This is a genomic window from Paraburkholderia sp., assembly GCF_024281035.1.
Classification (GTDB): Bacteria; Pseudomonadota; Gammaproteobacteria; order Burkholderiales; family Burkholderiaceae; genus Paraburkholderia.
In genome coordinates, this window is the sequence record NZ_JAMXLH010000065.1 from 13,293 (window position 1) to 33,880 (window position 20,588).

The 20,588-nt window shown below is 60.7% G+C and carries 18 protein-coding genes; 6 read left to right on the forward strand and 12 right to left on the reverse strand.

Annotated features, from left to right (window positions below; all coding sequences use genetic code 11):
• The first annotated feature begins 164 nt into the window (after positions 1 to 164).
• Positions 165 to 671, forward strand: a complete 507-nt coding sequence (locus tag Q0L30_RS21175; protein ID WP_296660739.1) for a DUF1993 family protein — start codon at positions 165 to 167, stop codon at positions 669 to 671.
• A gap of 141 nt (positions 672 to 812) precedes the next feature.
• Here Q0L30_RS21175 and Q0L30_RS21180 read toward each other — a convergent pair whose 3' ends face one another.
• The gene (locus tag Q0L30_RS21180; protein ID WP_296660743.1) at positions 813 to 1,439 is read right to left on the reverse strand and encodes a LysE family translocator; all 627 of its coding nucleotides are present in this window, start codon (positions 1,437 to 1,439) and stop codon (positions 813 to 815) included.
• Positions 1,440 to 1,576: 137 nt separating this feature from the next.
• Between Q0L30_RS21180 and Q0L30_RS21185 the strand changes: the two genes are divergently transcribed.
• Positions 1,577 to 2,041 (forward strand): Lrp/AsnC family transcriptional regulator, encoded by a 465-nt coding sequence (locus tag Q0L30_RS21185; protein WP_296660746.1) that lies wholly within the window; start codon positions 1,577 to 1,579, stop codon positions 2,039 to 2,041.
• Positions 2,042 to 2,085: 44 nt separating this feature from the next.
• A complete protein-coding gene (locus Q0L30_RS21190) occupies positions 2,086 to 2,319 on the forward strand; it encodes a hypothetical protein (RefSeq protein WP_296660749.1) in 234 nt (77 codons plus the stop codon).
• 56 nt (positions 2,320 to 2,375) lie between these two features.
• Here the strand turns inward: Q0L30_RS21190 and Q0L30_RS21195 are convergent, their stop codons facing one another.
• From Q0L30_RS21195 to Q0L30_RS21205, 3 genes are all read right to left on the reverse strand, one after another.
• The gene (locus tag Q0L30_RS21195) at positions 2,376 to 3,551 is read right to left on the reverse strand and encodes an aminotransferase class I/II-fold pyridoxal phosphate-dependent enzyme (RefSeq protein WP_296660752.1); all 1,176 of its coding nucleotides are present in this window, start codon (positions 3,549 to 3,551) and stop codon (positions 2,376 to 2,378) included.
• A 166-nt stretch (positions 3,552 to 3,717) separates the two neighbouring features.
• Complete coding sequence (locus Q0L30_RS21200; protein WP_296660756.1) at positions 3,718 to 4,377, reverse strand: glutathione S-transferase family protein; 660 nt, start codon at positions 4,375 to 4,377, stop codon at positions 3,718 to 3,720.
• A gap of 266 nt (positions 4,378 to 4,643) precedes the next feature.
• Positions 4,644 to 5,306, reverse strand: coding sequence for a response regulator transcription factor (locus Q0L30_RS21205; protein WP_296660759.1), 663 nt, complete (start codon positions 5,304 to 5,306; stop codon positions 4,644 to 4,646).
• A gap of 270 nt (positions 5,307 to 5,576) precedes the next feature.
• On the opposite strand from Q0L30_RS21205, the gene Q0L30_RS21210 reads away from it, so the two are divergent.
• Entirely contained in the window at positions 5,577 to 5,714 is a 138-nt protein-coding gene (locus Q0L30_RS21210; protein WP_296660762.1) for a hypothetical protein, read from the forward strand.
• A 210-nt stretch (positions 5,715 to 5,924) separates the two neighbouring features.
• On the opposite strand, the gene Q0L30_RS21215 is transcribed toward Q0L30_RS21210, so the two are convergent.
• Complete coding sequence (locus Q0L30_RS21215; protein WP_296660765.1) at positions 5,925 to 6,530, reverse strand: H-NS family nucleoid-associated regulatory protein; 606 nt, start codon at positions 6,528 to 6,530, stop codon at positions 5,925 to 5,927.
• Between the two features lie 882 nt (positions 6,531 to 7,412).
• On the opposite strand from Q0L30_RS21215, the gene Q0L30_RS21220 reads away from it, so the two are divergent.
• Both Q0L30_RS21220 and Q0L30_RS21225 read left to right on the forward strand, forming a co-directional pair.
• On the forward strand, positions 7,413 to 8,960 hold the full coding sequence (locus Q0L30_RS21220; RefSeq protein WP_296660767.1) for a methyl-accepting chemotaxis protein: 1,548 nt from the start codon (positions 7,413 to 7,415) through the stop codon (positions 8,958 to 8,960).
• Between the two features lie 382 nt (positions 8,961 to 9,342).
• Positions 9,343 to 10,746, forward strand: a complete 1,404-nt coding sequence (locus Q0L30_RS21225) for a trypsin-like peptidase domain-containing protein (RefSeq protein ID WP_296660771.1) — start codon at positions 9,343 to 9,345, stop codon at positions 10,744 to 10,746.
• 89 nt (positions 10,747 to 10,835) lie between these two features.
• Here Q0L30_RS21225 and Q0L30_RS21230 read toward each other — a convergent pair whose 3' ends face one another.
• The 7 genes from Q0L30_RS21230 to Q0L30_RS21260 form a co-directional block, all read right to left on the reverse strand.
• Positions 10,836 to 12,584: a Na/Pi cotransporter family protein gene (locus Q0L30_RS21230; protein WP_296660773.1), complete on the reverse strand. Its 1,749-nt coding sequence runs from the start codon at positions 12,582 to 12,584 to the stop codon at positions 10,836 to 10,838.
• 296 nt (positions 12,585 to 12,880) lie between these two features.
• Complete coding sequence (locus Q0L30_RS21235; RefSeq protein ID WP_296660776.1) at positions 12,881 to 14,044, reverse strand: radical SAM protein; 1,164 nt, start codon at positions 14,042 to 14,044, stop codon at positions 12,881 to 12,883.
• Positions 14,045 to 14,628: 584 nt separating this feature from the next.
• Positions 14,629 to 15,231 (reverse strand): NAD(P)H:quinone oxidoreductase, encoded by a 603-nt coding sequence (gene wrbA, locus Q0L30_RS21240; RefSeq protein ID WP_296660778.1) that lies wholly within the window; start codon positions 15,229 to 15,231, stop codon positions 14,629 to 14,631.
• A gap of 340 nt (positions 15,232 to 15,571) precedes the next feature.
• Complete coding sequence (locus tag Q0L30_RS21245; protein WP_296660781.1) at positions 15,572 to 17,026, reverse strand: alginate export family protein; 1,455 nt, start codon at positions 17,024 to 17,026, stop codon at positions 15,572 to 15,574.
• Positions 17,027 to 17,178: 152 nt separating this feature from the next.
• Positions 17,179 to 17,874, reverse strand: a complete 696-nt coding sequence (locus Q0L30_RS21250) for a YoaK family protein (RefSeq protein ID WP_296660784.1) — start codon at positions 17,872 to 17,874, stop codon at positions 17,179 to 17,181.
• Positions 17,871 to 18,785, reverse strand: a complete 915-nt coding sequence (locus tag Q0L30_RS21255) for a glyoxalase (RefSeq protein ID WP_296660787.1) — start codon at positions 18,783 to 18,785, stop codon at positions 17,871 to 17,873. The genes Q0L30_RS21250 and Q0L30_RS21255 overlap by 4 nt, the downstream gene beginning before the upstream one ends.
• Positions 18,786 to 18,921: 136 nt before the next feature.
• The coding region (locus Q0L30_RS21260; protein ID WP_296660790.1) for an amidohydrolase at positions 18,922 to 20,588 on the reverse strand (1,667 nt) is incomplete at its 5' end.

Here is a 20,588-nt window from a genome sequence, read left to right on the forward strand (position 1 = left end):
GAGTCACGACGATGCATTACTCATCATGCGCTGTCGCGACAGTGCAGCGCGCAAGATCGACCGATGGCTTCAATGGCAGTGACATGTCCGATAGCGCATAATGATTCGCCCGTTAGCTCCGGCTCGGAGCGCGGCGCGCACAATCGAAGACACGAGGAATACCCATGTCCATTTCCATGTTTCAAGCCTCGGTACCCGTCCTGGTCCGCGGCCTCACCAATCTGCAAGCGATCATCGGCAAAGCGCAGGCGCATGCGTCCGAAAAGCAGATCGACCCGACTGTGCTGACCGGCGCGCGGCTCTTCCCCGACATGCTGCCGCTCTCGCGTCAGATCCACATCGCGACCGACACCGCCAAGGGCTGCGCCGCGCGCCTCGCGGACGTGGAAGCGCCGAAGTTCGACGATGTCGAAGTGACGTTCGACGAACTCCACACGCGCATTCAGAAGACCATCGACTATCTCCAGACATTCAAGCCCGAGCAGATCGACGGAACGGAAGAGCGCGCCATCACGCTCAAAATGCGCACCGGCCCGATCGAGTTCACCGGCCTGAATTACCTGCTGTCGTTCGTGCTGCCCAATTTCTATTTCCACATCACGACCGCGTACGACATCCTGCGTCACAACGGCGTGGAAGTCGGCAAGCGCGATTACCTCGGCAAGCATTAAAACAACTGAAGGAAGCGTAACGCGCGCTGCCCGCCCAGGGCGGCGCAGCTTCGCCGAAACGGCGAAAAAGGGCGGCGCGTTGCGCGCCGCCGCTCAATTCACTGCTTATTCCACTGCTTTTTCCGCTGCTCAGTCCGCGGTTTAATCGAGCGTCAAGCGCACCGCGAAACCAAAGAGTGCGGACGAAAACGCCCACTTCTGCAGGGTCTGTGCAAGCGGATGCTTGCGCAACCACACGGCAATGCGCGCCGCCCCGAGGACGTAGATCACGTCGAACAGCGCACACACGATCACGAGCAAAACGCCCAGCTGGAGCACCTGGAGCCACACCGAGCCCGCCTGCGGCCGGATGAACTGCGGCAGCAACACCGAGCAGAACAGCAACGCCTTGGGATTAAGCAGATTCGTGAGAAGCCCCTTTAAAAAGTCGGCGCGGCGCGAGCGCGTGGCAGGCATGGCCGCATCCGCGGGTAGCGCGAACACCGGCGCCCGGAAAATCTGCACGGCCACCCAGACCAAATAGGCCGCTCCGGCATAGCGCACGACTTCGAAGAGCCACGGCGCGTTGCGCAGCAGCGCGGCGAGCCCGCACGCCGAAAGCGTCACGTGCGTCGAGCGCGCAACACCCAATCCACAAGCTGCCGCGAATCCGCTTTTCGTGCCGCGACTCATGCTGGTTTGCATCACAAGCGCCATGTCCGCGCCAGGCAAAGCGCAGACGACGATCAGAGCGATGATGAACATGAGCAACAGGTGGGCGGAAATCATGATGGCCTCGTTTGAAAGAGGCTCTATCTTGCCGCTATTGGCAGAGAGATTTCTGGCGATTTTCGTTCCCGTCACAGCCATTTTTAGCGCAATGCACTAATATTCAGGCTTCACCAAAGGATAAGCACTCGCACCCAATGAGCGAACCCGACAAACTCGACCGGGCGATCCTCGGCGCACTGCAAAAAGACGGCCGCATGCCGAATGCACGACTCGCGGAAACGGTCGGCCTGAGCGAAACGCCGTGCGCGCGCCGCCTCAAACGGCTCGAACAGGACGGCTATATCGAGCGCTACCGTGCGGTGCTCTCGCGCCGTGCGCTCGGCTATGGCGTCTTCGCGTTCGTGCTCGTGCGTTTTGCGGTGCACGACCGCGCGCTTGCGGACCGCTTCGAGCGTGAAGTCTGTGCGATTGAGCGTATCCTGTCGTGCCACAACGTTTCCGGCACTGCGGACTACATTCTGCAGATCGTCGCAAGCGATCTCGACGACTACGGCACATTCATGCGCGACCAGTTGCGCAGCCTGCCGGGCGTGACGTCGGTGGAATCGTCGCTGTCGTTGCGCGAAGTAAAGGCCGACGGCGGCCTGCCCTTGCCGTGAGCGCCGCCCTACCCCGCGAATCCCATTTGAAACCGGAGTTTTCGATGAATCCAGAACAGGCGCGAGCCGAAGAATCCCAAGCCATGGAGCGCGTCCTGACCGCCACGCAGCGGGTCAAGACGGCGTTTGCATCGTTGCAGTCGCAGTTTCCCCCGGAGGGCGATGGCCGCCCGTCGCAGTTCGCGCTGACGACCTTCGACGCCGCGCTGCAGGAACTCGAAGACGCCCAGGCAGCGTTCGACGAACTGCTCAACGATTTGCTGGACGGAAACCGCTGATCGTATCTGCAGGTAACGGCAGCATGCAAAAAGGCGCGCCAAAGCGCGCCTCTCGCTCAACGCCCGCGTTGCCGCGCGAATGCGGCAATCCGGTCGCATGCCTCGACAAGCCGGGCTTCATCCACCACGAAACCCAGCCGCACATAGCCGTTCGCCGTTTCCCCGAACGCGCTCGCGTCGAGCACCGACACCTTTTGGGCATTGAAGAGCTGCCACGTAAAGTCGTGCGTATCGAGACCCGTGCCGCGTACGTCGATCATCATGAACATGCCCGCCTCGGGCAACAGGCAATTCAGTTCCGGCACACGGCTGAGCCGCTCGAAGACAACGTCCCGCCGCCGCCGGTAGATCCCGCGCATATCCGAAACGATCTGCGCGCGATTATCGAGCGCCGTTAGCGCCGCTTCCTGAATAAAACCCGGCAGGCCGTAGAGCATGCACAGCGTCAGCCGCCCGAGATGGCCGATCAGCGTCTGCGGCGCAATCGCCCAGCCGAGCCGCCAGCCCGGCATCGCATGCGACTTGGACAGACTGCCGAGCGTGACGGTGCGCTCCGACATGCCGTCGAGCGACGCGATGCTCACGTGTTCGCGCTCGAACGTGAGGTCGGCGTAGACCTCATCGGAAACGACCCACAGGTCGTGTGCTTTCGCAATCCGTGCGATGCGCTCCAGATCCTCGCGCGGCATCACGACACCGGTCGGATTGCACGGCGTCGCAAAGAAAATCGCCCGCGTACGCGGCGTAACCGCCGCCTCCAGCGCATCGCAGTCGAGATGAAATCCGCGCGCAGGATCGACCGGCACCGGCACGAGCGTCGCGCCCGAGGCACGGATGGCGGCCTCGTAGGTGAGGTACATCGGCTCGGGCACGAGTACCTCGTCGCCGGCCTCGCACAGACACAAAGACGCTGCGAACAAGCCGTTTTGCGCGCCCGCACAGAGCATCACATTGTCCTTGTCGACCACGCAACCGCTACGCAATGTGTGCTCGCGCGCAATGGCCGCACGCAGCGGTGCACGTCCCATGATGGCCGAATAGTGCGTATCGCCTTCGCGCAGCGCAGCGACCGCGCGTTCGACGATGATGTCCGGCGTAGCGAAATCGGGATCGCCCACGCTCAGCACGATCACGTCTTCGCCGCGTTCGCTTGCCTGCACGGCAGCCTGGTGAATTTCCCACGCCGTCGTCCTTCTTCCCTGCAACCGCTCGACCAGATTCGAATATTTCATCGCTCGCGATTCCTTGCGGCGCGGCCTGCCGGGGCCACCGCGCTGGTTCGTTCAAATCGTTGCCCGGACAGGCATTGTGCCCCGAGACAATTGGAGCACGCAAAGCGCAGGCGTCGATCATGCGCGCCGACGACGACCTTCGCGCAGAGCGTGGCGGAGCGAAACGTCAATCCCGCTGCGGCGCGCCGAGGGGAAAGAACGACCGGAATGGCCGCGCTTCTTCCACGGCACGTGCGAAGGATGGCCGTGCAAGCAAACGTGCACGATAGGCGCGCAACACCGGAAGGGTTACTGGAATCGGATACGTCCAGTCCGCATAAAAAAGCGCCGGGGATGCAGCACAGTCCGCGAGCGTGAAATCCGTTCCAGCGGCCCACTCACGGCCCGCAAGCTGCCCTTCGAGCCACGTATAGGCAAGATCCAGTTTCTTCGCCGCGAAGGCGAGTCCTTCCTCACGCCTCGCGGGATCCCCCGTCAAAGCACCGTCCACGGCACGCTGCATGGGTGTCATGACGTGCAGATCGAAGAAGCGATCGAGAAAACGCACGTCCAGCGCCTTCATGGGGTCCGTGGGCAGCAAGCGCAGCGGTCCTGGGTGCGTGAGCTGCAAATATTCGATGATGATGCTCGTTTCGACGATGTTGCGCTCGCCGTCCACCAGCAGCGGAAACTTGTGCAGCGGCCAGCGCTGCAGCCACTCGGCCGAGTGTTCCGGCTCATCCGGCCCGAGGCAACGAAACTCGAACGGCATGCTGTTCTCATACAGCGCAACGAGCACTTTCTGTGTGTACGAGGAGAAAGGGTGACCATAAAGCACGAGCGGCATCTCGACACCTCCAGATTCGGACAAATTGCGATTGGACGGCGATTGAACCATGCGCCGGTCGCACGGATCTTGCAAGTTGTTCCGTCTTTCACGCGATGCCATGCTGCGCGCGGTTTGGAAACAAGATTGCGCGCGCTTTCACCAAAACCAAGAGTGGTTATTCACGATCTACTTCGTGATTTCGGTGCGGAAATGGATCGGTAAAAGCAGCATAGGAAGCGGCCTGTTGAATAACTCCCCGCAGCGCATCACACGCGTGACCCGATTCACGCCGGATTCAAGGATGCGGACGAAAGCAATACGCCAGAGCGACTTGCGATGCGCGCAAGCTGCACGCTGTTGTCGGCACCGAACTTACGGCGGATCGCCGACTGATGGTTTGCCACTGTCTTCTGGCTTACACCGAGCCTCTCGGCGATGTGACGCAGCGTATAACCTTGCACGAGCAACCGCAGCACCTCGAACTCGCGCGCCGAAAGCCCTCTGTGCAGTTGCCCTTCGCGAAGCGCGTCGTTGGCCGACCACGCGTGTGCAACGTCTGCGCTCAGATAGCGCCCGCCCCGCGCCACCGCGTGAACCGCTTCGATGAGCACGTCCGGCGCACTGGACTTCGTCACGTAGCCGGTCGCGCCCGCATCGAGTGCGCGGCGCACAAAGATCGCGTCCTCGTGAACACTGAAGATCAGGATGCGCGCCGCGCCATCGCGCGCGAGCATGCGGCGCATCGCCTCGATTCCACTGGTCCCCGGCAGCGAGATGTCCATGATGACCACCCCGGGCTGCAATACGCAAAAGCGTTGATACGCCACGGCCGCATCTGCGGCCTCACCGCACACGCGCACGCCGGGTTCGAGGTCGAGCAGCCGCCGGTACCCTTCGCGCACAACGGCATGATCGTCGACGAGGAGTACTGAAATGCAGGGTCGCACTTTGTGAAGCTCCTACGAGATAGAGGCTGGCGCATCAATCGGGATCGTCGTTTATTAACGTTGCGGCACCCACGGTCGGCTCGAATCCTGGCTCGTCGGTCCGGTACAACGTCCTTAAGGCAGACGAACCACATCTACAATTGATCTGCATACTTAATTAACGAGGCAGATTTTTCGACATCTTACTGGAGATCGATCGGGTCCACCGTGCATCGTGGCGCGCTTCCAAGCGTCGCTGCCGATGGATCGACTTATTGGAACGGAACGCGCATGAGCGATGACGCGTTTTTAGCCAGGTTTTTGGCCAGGTTTTTGACCGAGTTTCGCACTGCAGCAGCGGCAAAGCTTCAGGCTGAACTGCGCCTGCAAGCGGATCGCCCTATGCGCTATGAACGTGCGAAGATGTGATGGCCCAGACGCGGGCCGCTGGAATAACCCAGTTTGGGTTTGTGACCGATCCCGCGAGGACGGCCATTCGATGGACGGTTGGCGAACGCGTCAGGCAGCGTTCAAAGCCTGGTTGCGCTGGCGGCGGTGCGGCGTCGTGAATTGCCGCTCGAAACGTTGCACAGAATCCGGACGTCCCGCATCGCACCGCGCCAGCCGAGACTACCTTGCTTATTCGGCGACCACTGCGGGCGTTTCCATCTTTGCCGCTACGGCAACATTTCTTTTCGCCGCGGTTTTACGAGGAGCCGCGCGTTTCTTCGCGGGTGCCGCCTTTTTGCGAGCCGTTGCGCCCGTTACCGACGCTGCACGGCGTTGAACCGAGCCCCGCTTCGCAGCTACCGCCTTACGGGCGACTTTCTTTGCAGCCTGGCGTTTCACGGGAGCCTTTTTCCCAACAGCGGCTTTCGTACCGGCAGCCTTCTTGCCTTCATTCCCATCGATAAGGAACCGGGTGCGGTCTTTTACATCCCTGATCCAGGCCGGCGCTCTGCCGCGACCGCTCCAGGTTGCGCCCGATTTCGGATCGGCGTATTTCGGCGCAACGGTCTGCATTTTTTTCCCTGCGGATTTCGTCATGCCATTTCCGACCTTGACCGAAGGCTTGCGGCCGCGCTTTTTCCCAACGAACGACTCGATGTCGGCGAGACTCAATCCATGCTTGTGCATCAGATCACGGATCCTTTCGAGACCGATAGAAGTCTGCTTTTCGGCGATTGCCGCTGCCTGCTTTTGAAGCTTTGCGATCTTCAACTGAATTGCGTCCAATGTAATCATTTTTCCGTCCCTGTCAGAATTACGCGACCAGGTGGCCGCCCGGATTTCCCCCACCCTGTCGAAACGCGGCACGGTGCGAGTGTTCGATACCAGATCCCGTTCTGGATTATCGCTTCAAAACAATGATACATGCAAATTAATTGGCAGCATTAAATCATTGTTCTCTGCACTCACCTGGTCGACTCGTCAGAATATCGTCGTGAACCGGTCGAACGACGCGCGACGATGCGGGGGCAATCCTTTTCGCAACTGCGTGCGGCAAGTGGAAGGACGTCGAGATATGTCCTATTACATCGGGTGATTGGTACGTCCCCAATCCTGAAATTAAGGTGGAGTATCGATGGACGATAAGGATGGACGATTCGGGTGAAAGATTGGGGTGACATATTACGCAGCCGCAGACCACCGTACCTGGTCAAAATCAATCCGTAATCACGAGTGACTCGCCCGAACTTCGAGTCATGCGCTCCCGCAATTGAATTCTCGTGGGCGTTCAACCGGTCGCCTCCCCATTCAAAATCGCCAGTCCGATAAACGCAAAATTGCAGATACCTCGCGACCGAAGACAAAACTGTTTTTTGCGCCACGGCAGATGCATGGGCGCCACGCATTAACAACGGACGGGGCGAGACAAGCAATGCCACGCTGCTCGGTAAATCGTCAATTCGTCAGCACATTTCCGGGCTGCCGGCTGGAGACTCGCAGACGCCGCCGCCGCGTTGGCGCGTTCATCATGTGCGCATGCAGAGTCGCCTTGTCACAAAAGATTCATTCAATATTTGATGGATTCTGCCGTAAAAAGACGCGCGGCCGTTGTGGCCGCATCCTTACCGTCCCCGTTGTGGTCCCGCTCCCTGCGGCGCGTCATCCGTCGAGTATCAAATGCGCAAGCTAACCATCAAAGCCCGGCTTCTCCTGCTCACCATCGCTTTTGCTGTCGTTTCTCTTTGTGTCGGAGCGGCGGGCGTAGCAGGCGTCTCACAATCGACCGACGCGCTTCAGCAGATGTTCGAAGGCCGCGCGCAAGCGCTTCAGGCAATTTCGTCCATCGATGAATTGATCGCCGAAGCCAGCTTTTCGGTAAGCGACGCCATTCTCGATCCATCGGCCCAGAAAACCCAGCTTGTCGCCACAAGCACGGCAAATCGCATCGATCAGATCGACGCGCTCATGAAGCAGTATGCGTCGCGCAGTTCGTCGGAAGACGGACGAAAGCGCGCCGCAGCGTTCGCCGCCAACTGGAGCAAACTGCGAGACAAGGGTCTTCGTCCCGCGGTCCAGTTATTGACGGCCAACAATCTTTCGGAAGCGCAGTGGGTCCAGACGCAGGCCATCGACTCCGTCGCGAAAGCGGTGAAGGCGCAAGGCGCCGAACTTCGCAAACTCGAACTCGCCGATGCGCAATCCGAATATGAGCACGCGCGCAAAACGGGGCAGCGAGTCGAATGGCTTGTGGCGGGCTTCATTCTCGTCGGTCTCCTGGTTGTCGCCGTACTCTCCGCCTCGATGACGCGAAGCCTCTTTCGCGAGCTCGGCGGCGAACCGTTTGTGGCCGCCGAAATCGCGAATCGCGTTGCCGCGGGTGACCTGTCGTTCGAGGTGACCGTCCAGCCGGGCGACACGCGTAGCGTCCTGTACGCCATGAAAACCATGCAGGGACGTCTCGCATCGATCATCGGCGGGATTCGTCACTCGGCGGAAACGATCGCGGAAGCCACTTCGGAAATCGCGTCGGGAAACAGCACGCTCGCGCATCGAACGGAAGAGCACGCCGCCAGCATTCAGCAGACCTCGAGCAGCATGGAGCAACTCGCCTCGATGGTGAAGGCGAATGCCGAGCATGCCGTACAGGCCCGATCGCTCGCGGGCATTGCTTCTTCCAAGGCCGGCGATGGCGATCGCGCGACCCGCGACGCCGGCGAGCGCATGCGTGCGCTTGCAGAACGCTCAGCGCGCATCGGCGAAATCACTTCGGTAATCGACGGCATCGCGTTTCAAACCAATCTGCTTGCGCTGAACGCAGCAGTCGAAGCGGCGCGTGCGGGTAATCAGGGGCGCGGCTTCGCAGTCGTCGCGCAGGAAGTCCGGGCGCTTGCCGAGCGCAGCTCAACCGCTGCCAAGGAAATCGACGTGCTCATCAAGGAGATGACGAGCGAGGTGGACCTTAGCGGCATTGCAGTCGAATCGGCCGCGAAGACCATTGTGGACTTGCTCGGCGCGGTCAAGGGCGTGGCGGATCTCGTCGATTCGATTGCCGATGCCTCGCAGGAGCAAAGCGCCGGCATCGATCAGGTCAACGCGGCCGTCACCGTCATGGACCGCGTCACGCAACAGAACGCCTCTTTTGTACAGGACGGCGCGCATGCCGCGAGTGCACTGAAGGCTCAAGCCGAAACGCTCCGTTCAGCGGTTCGGGCCTTCGAGCTTTGACGAACGCCTGCCACCGCGTCATCCTTCCCGGTTGTCGATACGCGCGCGGCGATCCCGATACGAAATAGCAAAAACCGGATCGCCGCACGCCTCATTGACGCCTGATCAACGACCGGGATCCACTTCGATCCGCCCCCCGTCAATCGGCGTCATCAATCCGCACTTCGTTGCGCCTGCAACCACGAGTGCGAGTACATCAAGCCCTAATTTCAAGGGCGAAATCCCTGCCAACGCACAAGCCAATTCAAGGCGATCCTGCTATTCAGATTGCTGGATTTGAGGGATCAATTCAGCGTTTACACCACCCTGTTTCTTTAAGTTGTGTTTAAGCAGCGGTGCGTAACTTACGCGCTAATCGATCAACCTCCTTGTTATCACAGCAATGAATATCAACAAGTATCGGGGCCGCGGCCTGATCGCGGGCGTCGCGGTGGCGCTCGCCGGAACGTGGCTCGTCGGACATAAGCACGCTAGCGCGGACGAGTCCGGCACCGCGAAAACGACATTGTCCGTCCCCTCGGACAAGGCGATTCACAATCAGGGCCAGGCGCCCGATTTTGCCGGGATCGTGGCGACGTATGGCCCCGCTGTGGTTCACGTCGAGGCGAAGAGCGAGGGCGACGATTCGGGCGAAGGACACTCAGGCGCACTGGGAACGGGCTTCATCGTGAGTCCGGACGGATACATCCTGACGAACAATCACGTCGTCGAGAATGCCGACCAGGTGACGATCAAGCTCACCGATGGCCGAAAATTCGGCGCCCGGGTAATCGGCACCGATAAAGCGGGTGATGTCGCCGTGCTGAAAATCGACGGCAGCGGTTTTCCCACCGTGAAAATCGGCAATCCGACCAATAGCCGCGTGGGCGATTGGGTCGTCGCAATCGGCTCGCCGTACGGCCTCGATAACACGGTGACCTCAGGCATCATCAGCGCGAAATCGCGCACGCTCTCGGACGACAGCCCAACGCATTTCATCCAGACCGACGTGCCGGTCAATCCCGGCAATTCGGGCGGACCGCTCTTTAATCTCAACGGCGAAGTCATCGGCATCAATTCGATGATCTATTCGCGCACGGGCGGCTTCCAGGGACTTTCGTTCGCCATTCCTATCGACGAAGCCATGCGAATCAAGGATCAGATCGTTCGAACCGGACACGTCTCGCACGCTCGCCTTGGCGTTGCCGTTCAGGCAATCGATGACGCCGCCGCAAGCGAACTCGGCTTGAGCTCGCCGCGCGGAGCGCTTGTTGCGCGAGTCGAACCCGGCAGTCCCGCGCAGGCTGCGGGCGTCGCGCAAGGCGACGTGATCGTCGCACTCAATGGCAATGCAATCGCAACGCCCACGGAATTGCTTGCCCGCGTGTCGGAACTCGAACCCGGCGCCCCCGCCAAACTTACCGTGCTGCGTAATGGCGCAACGCGAACGCTCGCACTCGTCACAGGCGGAGGCGACGCCGCTGGCCGTGCCGCGCCGCAAGCCCGTGCGCAGCAAGCAACACCGCGTCCGCGCCTTGGCGTTGCCGTGCGTCCGCTCTCCAGCGATGAAGCCGCACAGATCGGCGTGGACGGCGGCGTGGTCGTCGAGCGCGCAACCGGCCCGGCGGCGGCGGCGGGCATTGGCGCTGGCGACGTGATCATCGCGGTCGACGGCGTGGAAGTGACCAACGTCAAGCAACTGCAGCAGATGATCGCGCGGGCGGGCGACAAAGCGTCCATCGTCGTGAATCGCGGCGGCCGGCAATTGGCGTTCGACGCCGAACTCGCGAACTCGAACGTCGACTAAGCGTGTCGCGCCTCGATCGTGGCGTCGCATTTGCCAGCCGGTCGATGCGCATCCCGGCGATGAAACGCCCGGCAGTCGTTACTGTGTGTTCATGCCACTGGATCTTGCGCTTGAGCCATTCCTGAAAAGCTTTGCAGGCCCTGGTTTTTGCGCAAATCGGCGATGATTCTGGCGATTGCGCGGGTAAGCCGTGCAATCGCCCTGTACTGCTCGATCATATCGACGGCCGACTGGTAGTCCAGCACCTCCGATTTTTTCGCTAGCTGAAGATTGCCGAGAATGCCCTGCCGCGCCTCCGTAGCGAGTGCCTTTATCTCAGGCTTGCTCCCAATCGCTTGCGACACGGCCTGCGTGTCGGCCTCGGAAATCGTGCCGATGACGTGTGCCAGATTCTCGATGACGAGCGCGGCAAAGCGGGAATTGGCGACTTCGCTCAAGCGCGTGAGATCCATCTGCTGCGTCAATCGTTGCTGGCTCACCGAAGTCAGATTGATTCCGATAATCTCGCTGATGTTCTCGAGCGTCATGACAATCTGCGTGAAGCCCACCATCTGCAGGCCCTCTTCTTCGGAGTGTTCCGACTTCGACAGCAGCCCGATGTAATTCAGAATCTCGGCGGCCAGCCGGCCCATTTCCTTGTCGCGGTCCAGCAGCGCATTGATTTCTTCGATGGAGCCGCTGACCACGACGCGTGCACTGCTCCGAACGATTTCGAGCACTTCGTTACCAAGGCGGAACAGTTCCAGACGCACGCGCTGAAGGCCAAGCGATGGCACCGTCAAGGACGTTTCGTCGAGATATTGCGGATTGCCCAGCGGTTTCGTTTCCACATGCCGCGTGCGGACGATCATTCGGGCAAATCGGGCGATCCACTCCGAAAACCAGATCAGCACCAGCGTATTGACTACGTTGAATATCGTGTGGGTATTGGCCACCTGGCGCGGCGTCTCCGCCGCCATTCTGGCAGCGCCTTGCAGCTCGGGAAACGACGGCGAAACGTAGCGGGCCAGTTCGGCCATCTGCGGAATGAAGAAGACCCAGAACAGCACCCCGACAACATTGAATATGAGGTGCACGACGGCAACCTGAACCGCTTCAGCGGATTTCCCGATCGAGGCAAGCAACGCCGTGCCACAGGTGCCCACATTCGCGCCCAGAATGATGGCAATACCGGCTTCAAGCGGCATCAGCCCTTGTGCGCCCAACGCGATGACGATGGCGAGCGTTGCGGCGGAGCTTTGTACGATCGCGGTAAACACCGCACCCACCAGAATGCCGAGCAGCGGATGCTCCATGTTCTGCATCGCATCGATAAACGGCGGGAAGGTTCGCAGCGGACGCGTGGCGTCGCCCATGAACTCGATGCCGATGAACAGAAGACCCAACCCCATGGTGACTTCGCCGATCTGGCGAACCAGCTCGCGTTTTCCGAACGCATACATGACAAAACCGACTGCCAGCATGAATGGCGCCAGTTTGGAAACGTCGAACGCGATGATTTGAGCCGTAACCGTGGAGCCGATGTTCGCGCCCATGATCATGGGCACAGACTGTGCCAACGTCATGAGCCCGGCGGAAACGAAGCCGACCATCAGTACGGTGGTGATCGTGGAGGAATTCAGCAGCGCGGTGACGAGAGCGCCGGCCAGCACGCCCCGAAACCGGTTTGCCGTGAGCACGCCAAGCAGCGCCTGCAATCTGGATCCGGCGATGGCCTTGAAGCCTCCCGTCATGAATTGCAGGCCGAGCAGAAAGAGCGCCAGGCCGCCGACGAGAAGGCCCGACATCTCCACGAGATTCAGGCTGGCCATATTGGTTGCCGAGGGAATGGGTGTCATCGTTTTGCGCCTCGTAACGTTGCGTCCACGCCCTCCCCGGCCGGCTTCAATGGCTGTGTGTCGTGGTTTCCTGCTCGGTTCGTTGCCGGTACGACGAGAGCTTCACTGCGTCGAATCGCGATTGTCCTCGCCTATTCTGTTGCAAAACAGAATAACAGGGCGGGAATTGGCACGGCGGGTTATGTGCCGGATCTGCCTGTCTGTTATCGGCTGTGGGCGCTCGCACGGGGCTTCCGATGCGCGCCGTCCTGTTGCAGCGCAGCAGCGCAGCAGAAAGTCAGTTTTAAAGCGCGCTCTTATTGGCCCGCCGGTGCAGTGGGTGCGGGCACAATCTTTATTCTTGACCTGAGCGCCTGTCGAGGCAGCGTTTCCCGAGAGAGAGACCATAACGAGTACAGAATCCCCCCCTGATGCAACGCGGCGACTGCACGCCTCACATCCCCGTGACTGATGGCCTGGAGTGCGTCCGCTGTCGCGCTCGCACCATGCATCAGTACGCTGGCATGCCGGTAACACGCCATCATGCAGGCGTTACAAGGTTCCTTGTCGGCCGGGATATGGTCGAGATCGAACACCGAACCCATCGGTTCGGGCCACGCCTCGCAACGCCAGATGTCCAGATTCCAGTCGATGTAGAAATACTTGTTTCCGCCGATACACGGTACGCGTTGCGGCTCTCCGCGCACGAACCGCTCGACCTCGGCGAGTGCGCCCGCCGGATCAAGCACGCGAAAATGCCGTTTCATCCTCGCAATGGCATGCAAGGCATCGACCAGTTCTTTCTCGTCGAGATCGATAAGCTTCGAATCCTCGTCATAGACAAGCGAACTCGATCCAAATGGCGCGCGCCGCGGGTAAGAAAACGCGACGGAATCGAAACCGAGCTGCGCGAGCGTCTCCGGAAGCTTCTCGTAATTGACCAGCCTGCTCACCGTAACGGAAGCAGTGGTAGAAATCCCGTGGGTGCGAGCAGCCGCAATGCCTTCTTTAATCCGTTTGCCGAGGCCGTTTAGTCCGCGATTTAACTCGTGCTCACCCAGATTATGGCTATCGATCGAGACGAGCAAACGCTTGAGTCCGGCTTGCGCCAGATCGGGAATATGGCGCGCGAGAAACCAGCCGTTGGTGATGAGGCCGCACTCCATTCCGGACTGCGAGGCTGAGGCAACGATTGCCGCCATATCCGGATGAACCAGAGGCTCACCGCCCTGAAACGTCACGTACTTGATGTGGCGTCGACGCAAAACAGGCAGCGCACGCGCAAACGCTTCAGGGTCGAGATAACGTCGCGGCCCCACCAGTTTTTTATCGCGGGAAAAACCGCAGAAATCGCATGCGGCGTTACACACATTCGTGACGGAGATGTCGCACACGGCCGGCAGGATATTGCCCGGCGCAGCCGCGCCTGTATCCGGTTTTACAGGAGCCGATATGTCGACATCACGCGCGAGTCTGTCCATACATTTCCCACCGGTTGGCGCCCGGACTGGCGCGCATTATGCCAGGGCAAATGCGGGTCCGGGGTGAAGAAGTACGGCGCGAAACATGCGGACGACTGGCGGCCAGATTCGCCATGCATCCAGCATGGATTGGATTTGCATCGGTAATGTGCATCGTAGATGTGACGACGCAGGGACGCAAGGCCGACTCGTTCGATCCGCTTCGCGTCGCTTGATGCAACCCCGGAATCGCAACCGATCTTAGATGGAAATGGCTGGCGCGACGGTGTAGCCGGACATTGACGCGTATCGCGCTCAGCACTTCGCAGCGCTCGCCAATGCCGCACATTCAGAAGAAATCGGCCACCGCACCACGCGGAAGCTGATATTTACGCAACTGTAAGGATAGTCGACTGCAAATCTATCAACACTTCCGGCGAATGGCATACAAGCGTGTTGCAGGCCGCACAATGACCTCCGAAAACGCCATGCCACGCGAGCCATTGCAGGTCGCTTGACAGTCGTAAATCGGGCTTGGGAAATAGTTTCTAGTGCAACAAAGTGAATGACTGACCGCTGCAGCCGTGCAGCGGTCAGTCAGGCGATTATGACGCGAGCTTCGCCGCCAGTTCGGCAACGTGCTTTCCCTGATAGCGCGCGATGTCGAGTTCGTTGGCACTCGGCTGGCGTTTGCCATCGGCACCGGCCAGCGTCGTCGCGCCGTAGGGCGAACCGCCCGTGATCTCGTCCATTTTCGTCAGACCCGCGCAAGCATATGGCACGCCCACGATCACCATTCCATGATGCAGCAGCGTGGAGTGGAACGACGTGATCGTCGTCTCCTGGCCGCCGTGCTGCGTACCCGTTGAAGCGAATACACTGCCGATCTTCCCGACGAGTGCGCCCTTCATCCACAGGCCACCGGTTTGATCGAGGAAATTGCGCATCTGCGCAGCCATATTGCCGAAGCGAGTCGGCGTGCCGAAAATTATCGCGTCGTAGCCGGCCAGTTCATCGATCGTTGCGACCGGCGCATTCTGATCGACCTTGATACCGGCAGCTTTCGCCTGCTCAATCGGGATCGTTTCCGGCACGCGCTTGAGGGTTACGGCGGCACCCGTTACCGAGCTCGCACCTTCCGCAACGGCCTTCGCCATCGTCTCGATATGCCCGTAGGAAGAGTAGTACAACACAAGAATCTTGCTCATCAGGTTTCTCCAGTTTTACGGTGATCCGTATTCGGGATCGATTAACGCCATAGAGGCAGCGCACTCTGGTTCAACACATACCAGCGATCATGTCGATCGCCCTACTGAATCGCTATCATTCCCACATCCCGACGCCGCGCCGTCGCGCAGTGTCGTCGGATATCCCGTCCACGCACGCAGGTTTGTCTGACGAGGCCACGGGTTGAATACATTCGGCTTGCAGCAACGAGGCGAGAAACCGCTGCGCAGCATGCACGCAATACGACGCAGTCTACGCGATCGCTCGAAGGAATGAACCAGGCCGGTTCAAATTTCCCGATATGAACCGATGCATCTCTGCCTACCACCCATACTTCAATTCGACACCGGCATAGTCCGCATTACGCCCGCCCGCCTGCCGGATCGAGTCACCCACCTGGAAGTGCACCGCCTCGATTGCGCCGATCAGGTTTGCTGCAATCGTCCAGTCGGCGCGCAATTGCACGTACATCCCGGTCCACCGGCTGCCCTTGCCCGCGGTGCCCGGCACGGGCCGGTTCGCCTGCTGATAGACAGCGTCACCGGTCGTCTCCCGCCACTGCAAACCCAGCGCACCGAGCAGCGCGAGTTTCGCGCTCGGCTTGAGCGTGATGGATGGCTTGATATGAATGAGGTTCGAATAACCTGTGTAGCCCGCGAGCGTGAAATAGTAGCCATTCGAAAACAATGCGTTGAACGTCTCCACGCGGCCGTCATGCGGATGGCGGTCGCCCGAAGCCGCATCGATCTGCAACGCGACGCGCGGCGACCACGGCATGTCGAGCTTGTAGCCCGCAATCGCGCCAACCGCCCAGGCAAAAATCGTCTTGTCGCTTACCGTCCCTGTCTGCAACATGCCTTCGATATCCCAGTCGAAGCGCTCGCGCGTACCGGAATAGCGCACGTCCCACACGTCGCGGCGCTCCGCACCCATTGCATCGAGAAACACGGCGTGGCTGCGGTTGTAGCGCGACCAGTACCCGGAGAGATCGCCCAGCCCTACCGACTTGCGCTCCACGCGCACGCCGCTGAAAGTCAGATCGCGGTTCGACACATCGTCGAATACGGTTACGTCACGGTTTTGCACAGGCTGCGTCGCATAGGCCAGAATCCGCCACTTCTCGTATTCGTATGCGGCCCAGACCGCGTCGAATGCCTGGCGCACATTCGGACCGTCGCGCACGGAAATGAAGCGCTCCAGGTCGAACGCCATTTCCTGGCGACCGACGCGAAACTTGAACGTGCCGCCGCCGAGTGCGCCGACGTAGGTCACGAATATCTGTTCGAAATCGAGCGTATTCTTGTCGACCGGCGTGACCTGATTCTTGCCAAAGGCGCGCGCATCCTGGAGTTGCACGAAGAACTGCCAATGCCTGGCCAGACGCGCATCGGCGTGGACCTCGACGCGCTGAATCAGATACGTGTCCGACTGCGCGGAACCGATACCGAACAACGGCGCATTGTTGGTTTCGACGCGCTCGCGCAGATTCGCACCGAGCGACAGCCAGGACGCAGTATCATCGCTGCGCGCGATGTACTTCAGACTGTCTAGCGGCTCGCGCGCAACGCAGTGATTGGCGAGCACCGACCAGTCTTCCTGCCAGCGATTGAACAGCACCACAGGCCGTTTTGCGTCGCACACGGACGTTGATGTCTCTGTGCCAGCCGAAGCGCTTGCGACTGCATCGACCGCATCGACCGCATGGTTCGCCGCTGCTGCGGGTTGTGAAGCCGTATCAGCCGGTGCCGCCTCTGTCGCGGTCAGCAACAGACCCACAAAAGCGGTGGCGCCCGCAGCCTTTTCGAATCGACGCCTGCGCCTTGTGATCGACGCGGTCCATGCCCTTCCGGCCACGGGCGTGTGGCGATATCTCTCCGCCCCTTCGCGCGGCGCACGAAATCCGGGCCGGTCGTCCCGGTCTCGCGAAATCATGGGTGCCCCGAGGTGGACGCGCGATCCTGCTCGCCAGTGGTCAAAACGAGTCCCGCAAGCGCGAAGGCGGGAGCGAGCAGCGCCCAGAATCCCACGTAAAGCATGCCCATCGCGCCTGCCACCGCTCCCAGTGCAAACGCAATAATGGCCGGCATCATCTTTGCGAATCGTGCGCGTGCCGCCGTGCGGACGTCGATCTCGGTGGTCGCGGATAGCATGTCAATCGCGTCGAGAATCGACTGTGTGACGTTGCCCGTCATCACGGTATTCGGCACGCCGGGACGCTTTATCAGACGCGGATGCGCATTCTGCACGCCCATTGCAATCGCGCCGACCACGCCCGCCACAATGGCCCGAAGACTATCGGGCTGGCTGATCGGTGTCGCCCAGACGCCAGCGAAACAAAAGCCGAACATGAGCACCGTTTGTACCGCATGCAGTACGCGCGCACCCTGGCGCGCATGTCGCCCGGACAACGACCGCACGAGCAGACTGCTGAGGACGACCCCGCCGACAAAAGCAGGCAACACGATCAGTTTCAGCAGGACGCCGCCACTGAAGCCTGCAATGCCCGCGCCGATCAACACGAAGTTGCCCGTCACGTGTGCGATGAACAACCCGAACAGCGCGACAAAACTCAACGTATCGACAAAACCGGCAATAGCGGCAAGGACCGTGTCCTCGGATTTCATTTCGCCATGCCAGCGTGGATTTCAGCGATGTAACCACCCGGGAACTGGACAATCGCGGCTTCACGTCCGTCCGATGCGAACGGCGGCACGAGCACGGTCACGCCAGCGGCCCTCGCTTTTTGCAGCGTGTCGTCGAGATTCGCTACTTCGTATCCCGTCGTTTCGCGCCCGAACGGATACGGCAATTGACCATCCGTTACGAGCACAGTCATCTTGCCGAAGCCCGATTCGATGCGAATGCGGCGATACGTGTCGTTCGGACGGCCAATTTCGATACCCGGCGCCTTCAGCACATCGGACACCACCTTGCCGCTCGAGAACTTCACGAAATCGTGAACCAGCTTGCGTACGCTTTGCGCCGAAACGTAGACACGATTCTCGGGAATGGTCTGCAGCGCATCGTATTGCGGTGCCTGGTTGTGCCAGTAGAGCTGCATATTCACGCCGCCCGCCCATCTGATCACCACGTCGCGGCCAATCGGATCGGGAAACGGATCGACGATCACGTCAGCACCATGCGCGCGCGCCGCCTTCACGGCTGCATCCATGTCCGTGACGAGGTAACCCGTGCGCTCGGCGCCGAAGGGATACGGCACAGGCGTCTTGAAGCCGAATACGGACATCGTGCCCACGGGTGTCAATACGAGCTGCGACATCGTCTGGCTCGGCGTTGGCGTGACCTGGAAGACGCCCTGCTTCGACTTGCTGCCGCCGAATGTCGCCACGACGCTATCCGTGAAGCGGTCGAAATCCTCTGGCGCGACATACACGTGCGTCGTGTCGTACTGCGGGCCGACTGCGACGGACGGCGACGCGGCCGCGATCACGGGCGGCTTCGCAAACGACGCTGGCGTAGCCGAAAAACCAAACGCGATTACTGCGCCGATCAATGCCCGGCGAATGATTTTCATAACGCAATTCTCCTGTGATTGCAGCGTAATGTTCGATTGATCACGCGCGGCGATAGCAGGCGGAACGTGTTGAATCGCCGATCATAGTCGCAAGCACGCGTGCCGCGATCAAACCCAGATGCTCTAAAAAAATGGGTCACACTGCCCAGCAGGAGCAGCCCAGCGCGCCCCAGAAACCCTTCGCATCCGAGGTCGGCAATGCGCGGCTCCACGCGAGCGCATGCGCATGAGCGTGCACGTTGCATGCACTCGCGCAACCACACATTGCCGCCGCAGCGGCACGCTGTAACGGTGCGCCGCTGCGCTGTTGCGCGGCCCAGCCGCCGTAGCCTCCGAACGCGTGCACCGGCGACCAGTCGGGCATCGCGGGCGGAATGGGGGCATCGTGTTGCGAGAATGGCCCCGCGCCCCAGACGATCCTGCCGCCAACGACCGTCAGCAATGCGGTTGTGTCGGCGATATCGTCCTCTGGACACGAAAAGAAGTCGCGGTCCGACACGATCAGATCGGCAAGCTGCCCGACCGCAATGCGCCCCTTCCTGCCCTCCTCGTTCGAGAACCAGGTCACGTACTCCGTCCACATGCGCAGGGCCGTCTCGCGGTCGAGCAGATTTCGTTGCGGATACATCCGCATTCCGCCAACCGTCTTGCCGCTCACCAGCCACGCAAGCGACACCCACGGGTTATACGAAGCCACGCGCGTCGCATCGGTGCCAGCGGACACTTTTATGCCCTTCTCCAGCATCTTCGCGACCGGCGGCGTCGCCTCGGCGGCGCGCGCGCCATATTGCTCGACGAAGTATTCGCCCTGGTACGCCATCCGGTGCTGAACCGCTATACCGCCGCCGAGCGCCGCGATGCGGCCCATCGAACGTTCGGAGACAGTCTCCGCGTGATCGAAGAACCAGTTGATGCCATCGAGCGGAACGTCCTTGTTGACCTTCTCGAATACATCGAGTGCGCGACTGATGGTTTCGTCGTAGGTGGCGTGCAGACGCCACGGCCAGCGATTCTGCGCGAGCACGCGCACCACGCCTTCGAGCTCCCCTTCCATCTCCGGCGACAGATCCGGGCGAGCGACACGGAAATCCTCGAAGTCGGCCGCGGAAAACACGAGCATCTCGCCAGCGCCGTTATGGCGGAAGTAATCCGTGCCATCGTGATACTTGACCGTGCGGGTCCAGTTCACGAAGTCCTCTTTCTCGGCCTTCGGTTTTTGGGTGAACAGGTTGTACGCGACACGCACCGTCATCTCGCCCGCCTCATGCAGCTTGCTGATGACTTCGTAATCCTCCGGATAATTCTGGGAACCGCCGCCCGCGTCGATGACGCCGGTTACGCCCAGCCGGTTGAGTTCACGCATGAAATGCCGGGTCGAATTGTATTGATACTCGAGCGGAAGTTTCGGCCCCTTCGCAAGCGTCGTATACAGGAGTGCGGCATTCGGATTCGCGAGCAGCAGGCCCGTGGGATTGCCGGCTGCATCGCGCACAATCTTGCCGCCCGGCGGCTCCGGTGTGTCCTTCGTGTAGCCGACGACGCGCAGCGCGGCAGCGTTGAGCAACGCGCGGTCGTAAAGATGCAGGATGAACACGGGCGTATCCGGCGCCACCGCGTTGAGTTCCTCGATCGTCGGCAGGCGTTTTTCCGCGAACTGGTGCTCGGTGAAACCGCCGACCACGCGCACCCATTGCGGTGCGGGCGTGATCGCGACCTGCTGCTTGAGCATTTCCATGGCGACGGCGAGCGAGCGCACGCCATCCCACCGCAGTTCCATGTTGTAGTTCAGGCCGCCACGGATCA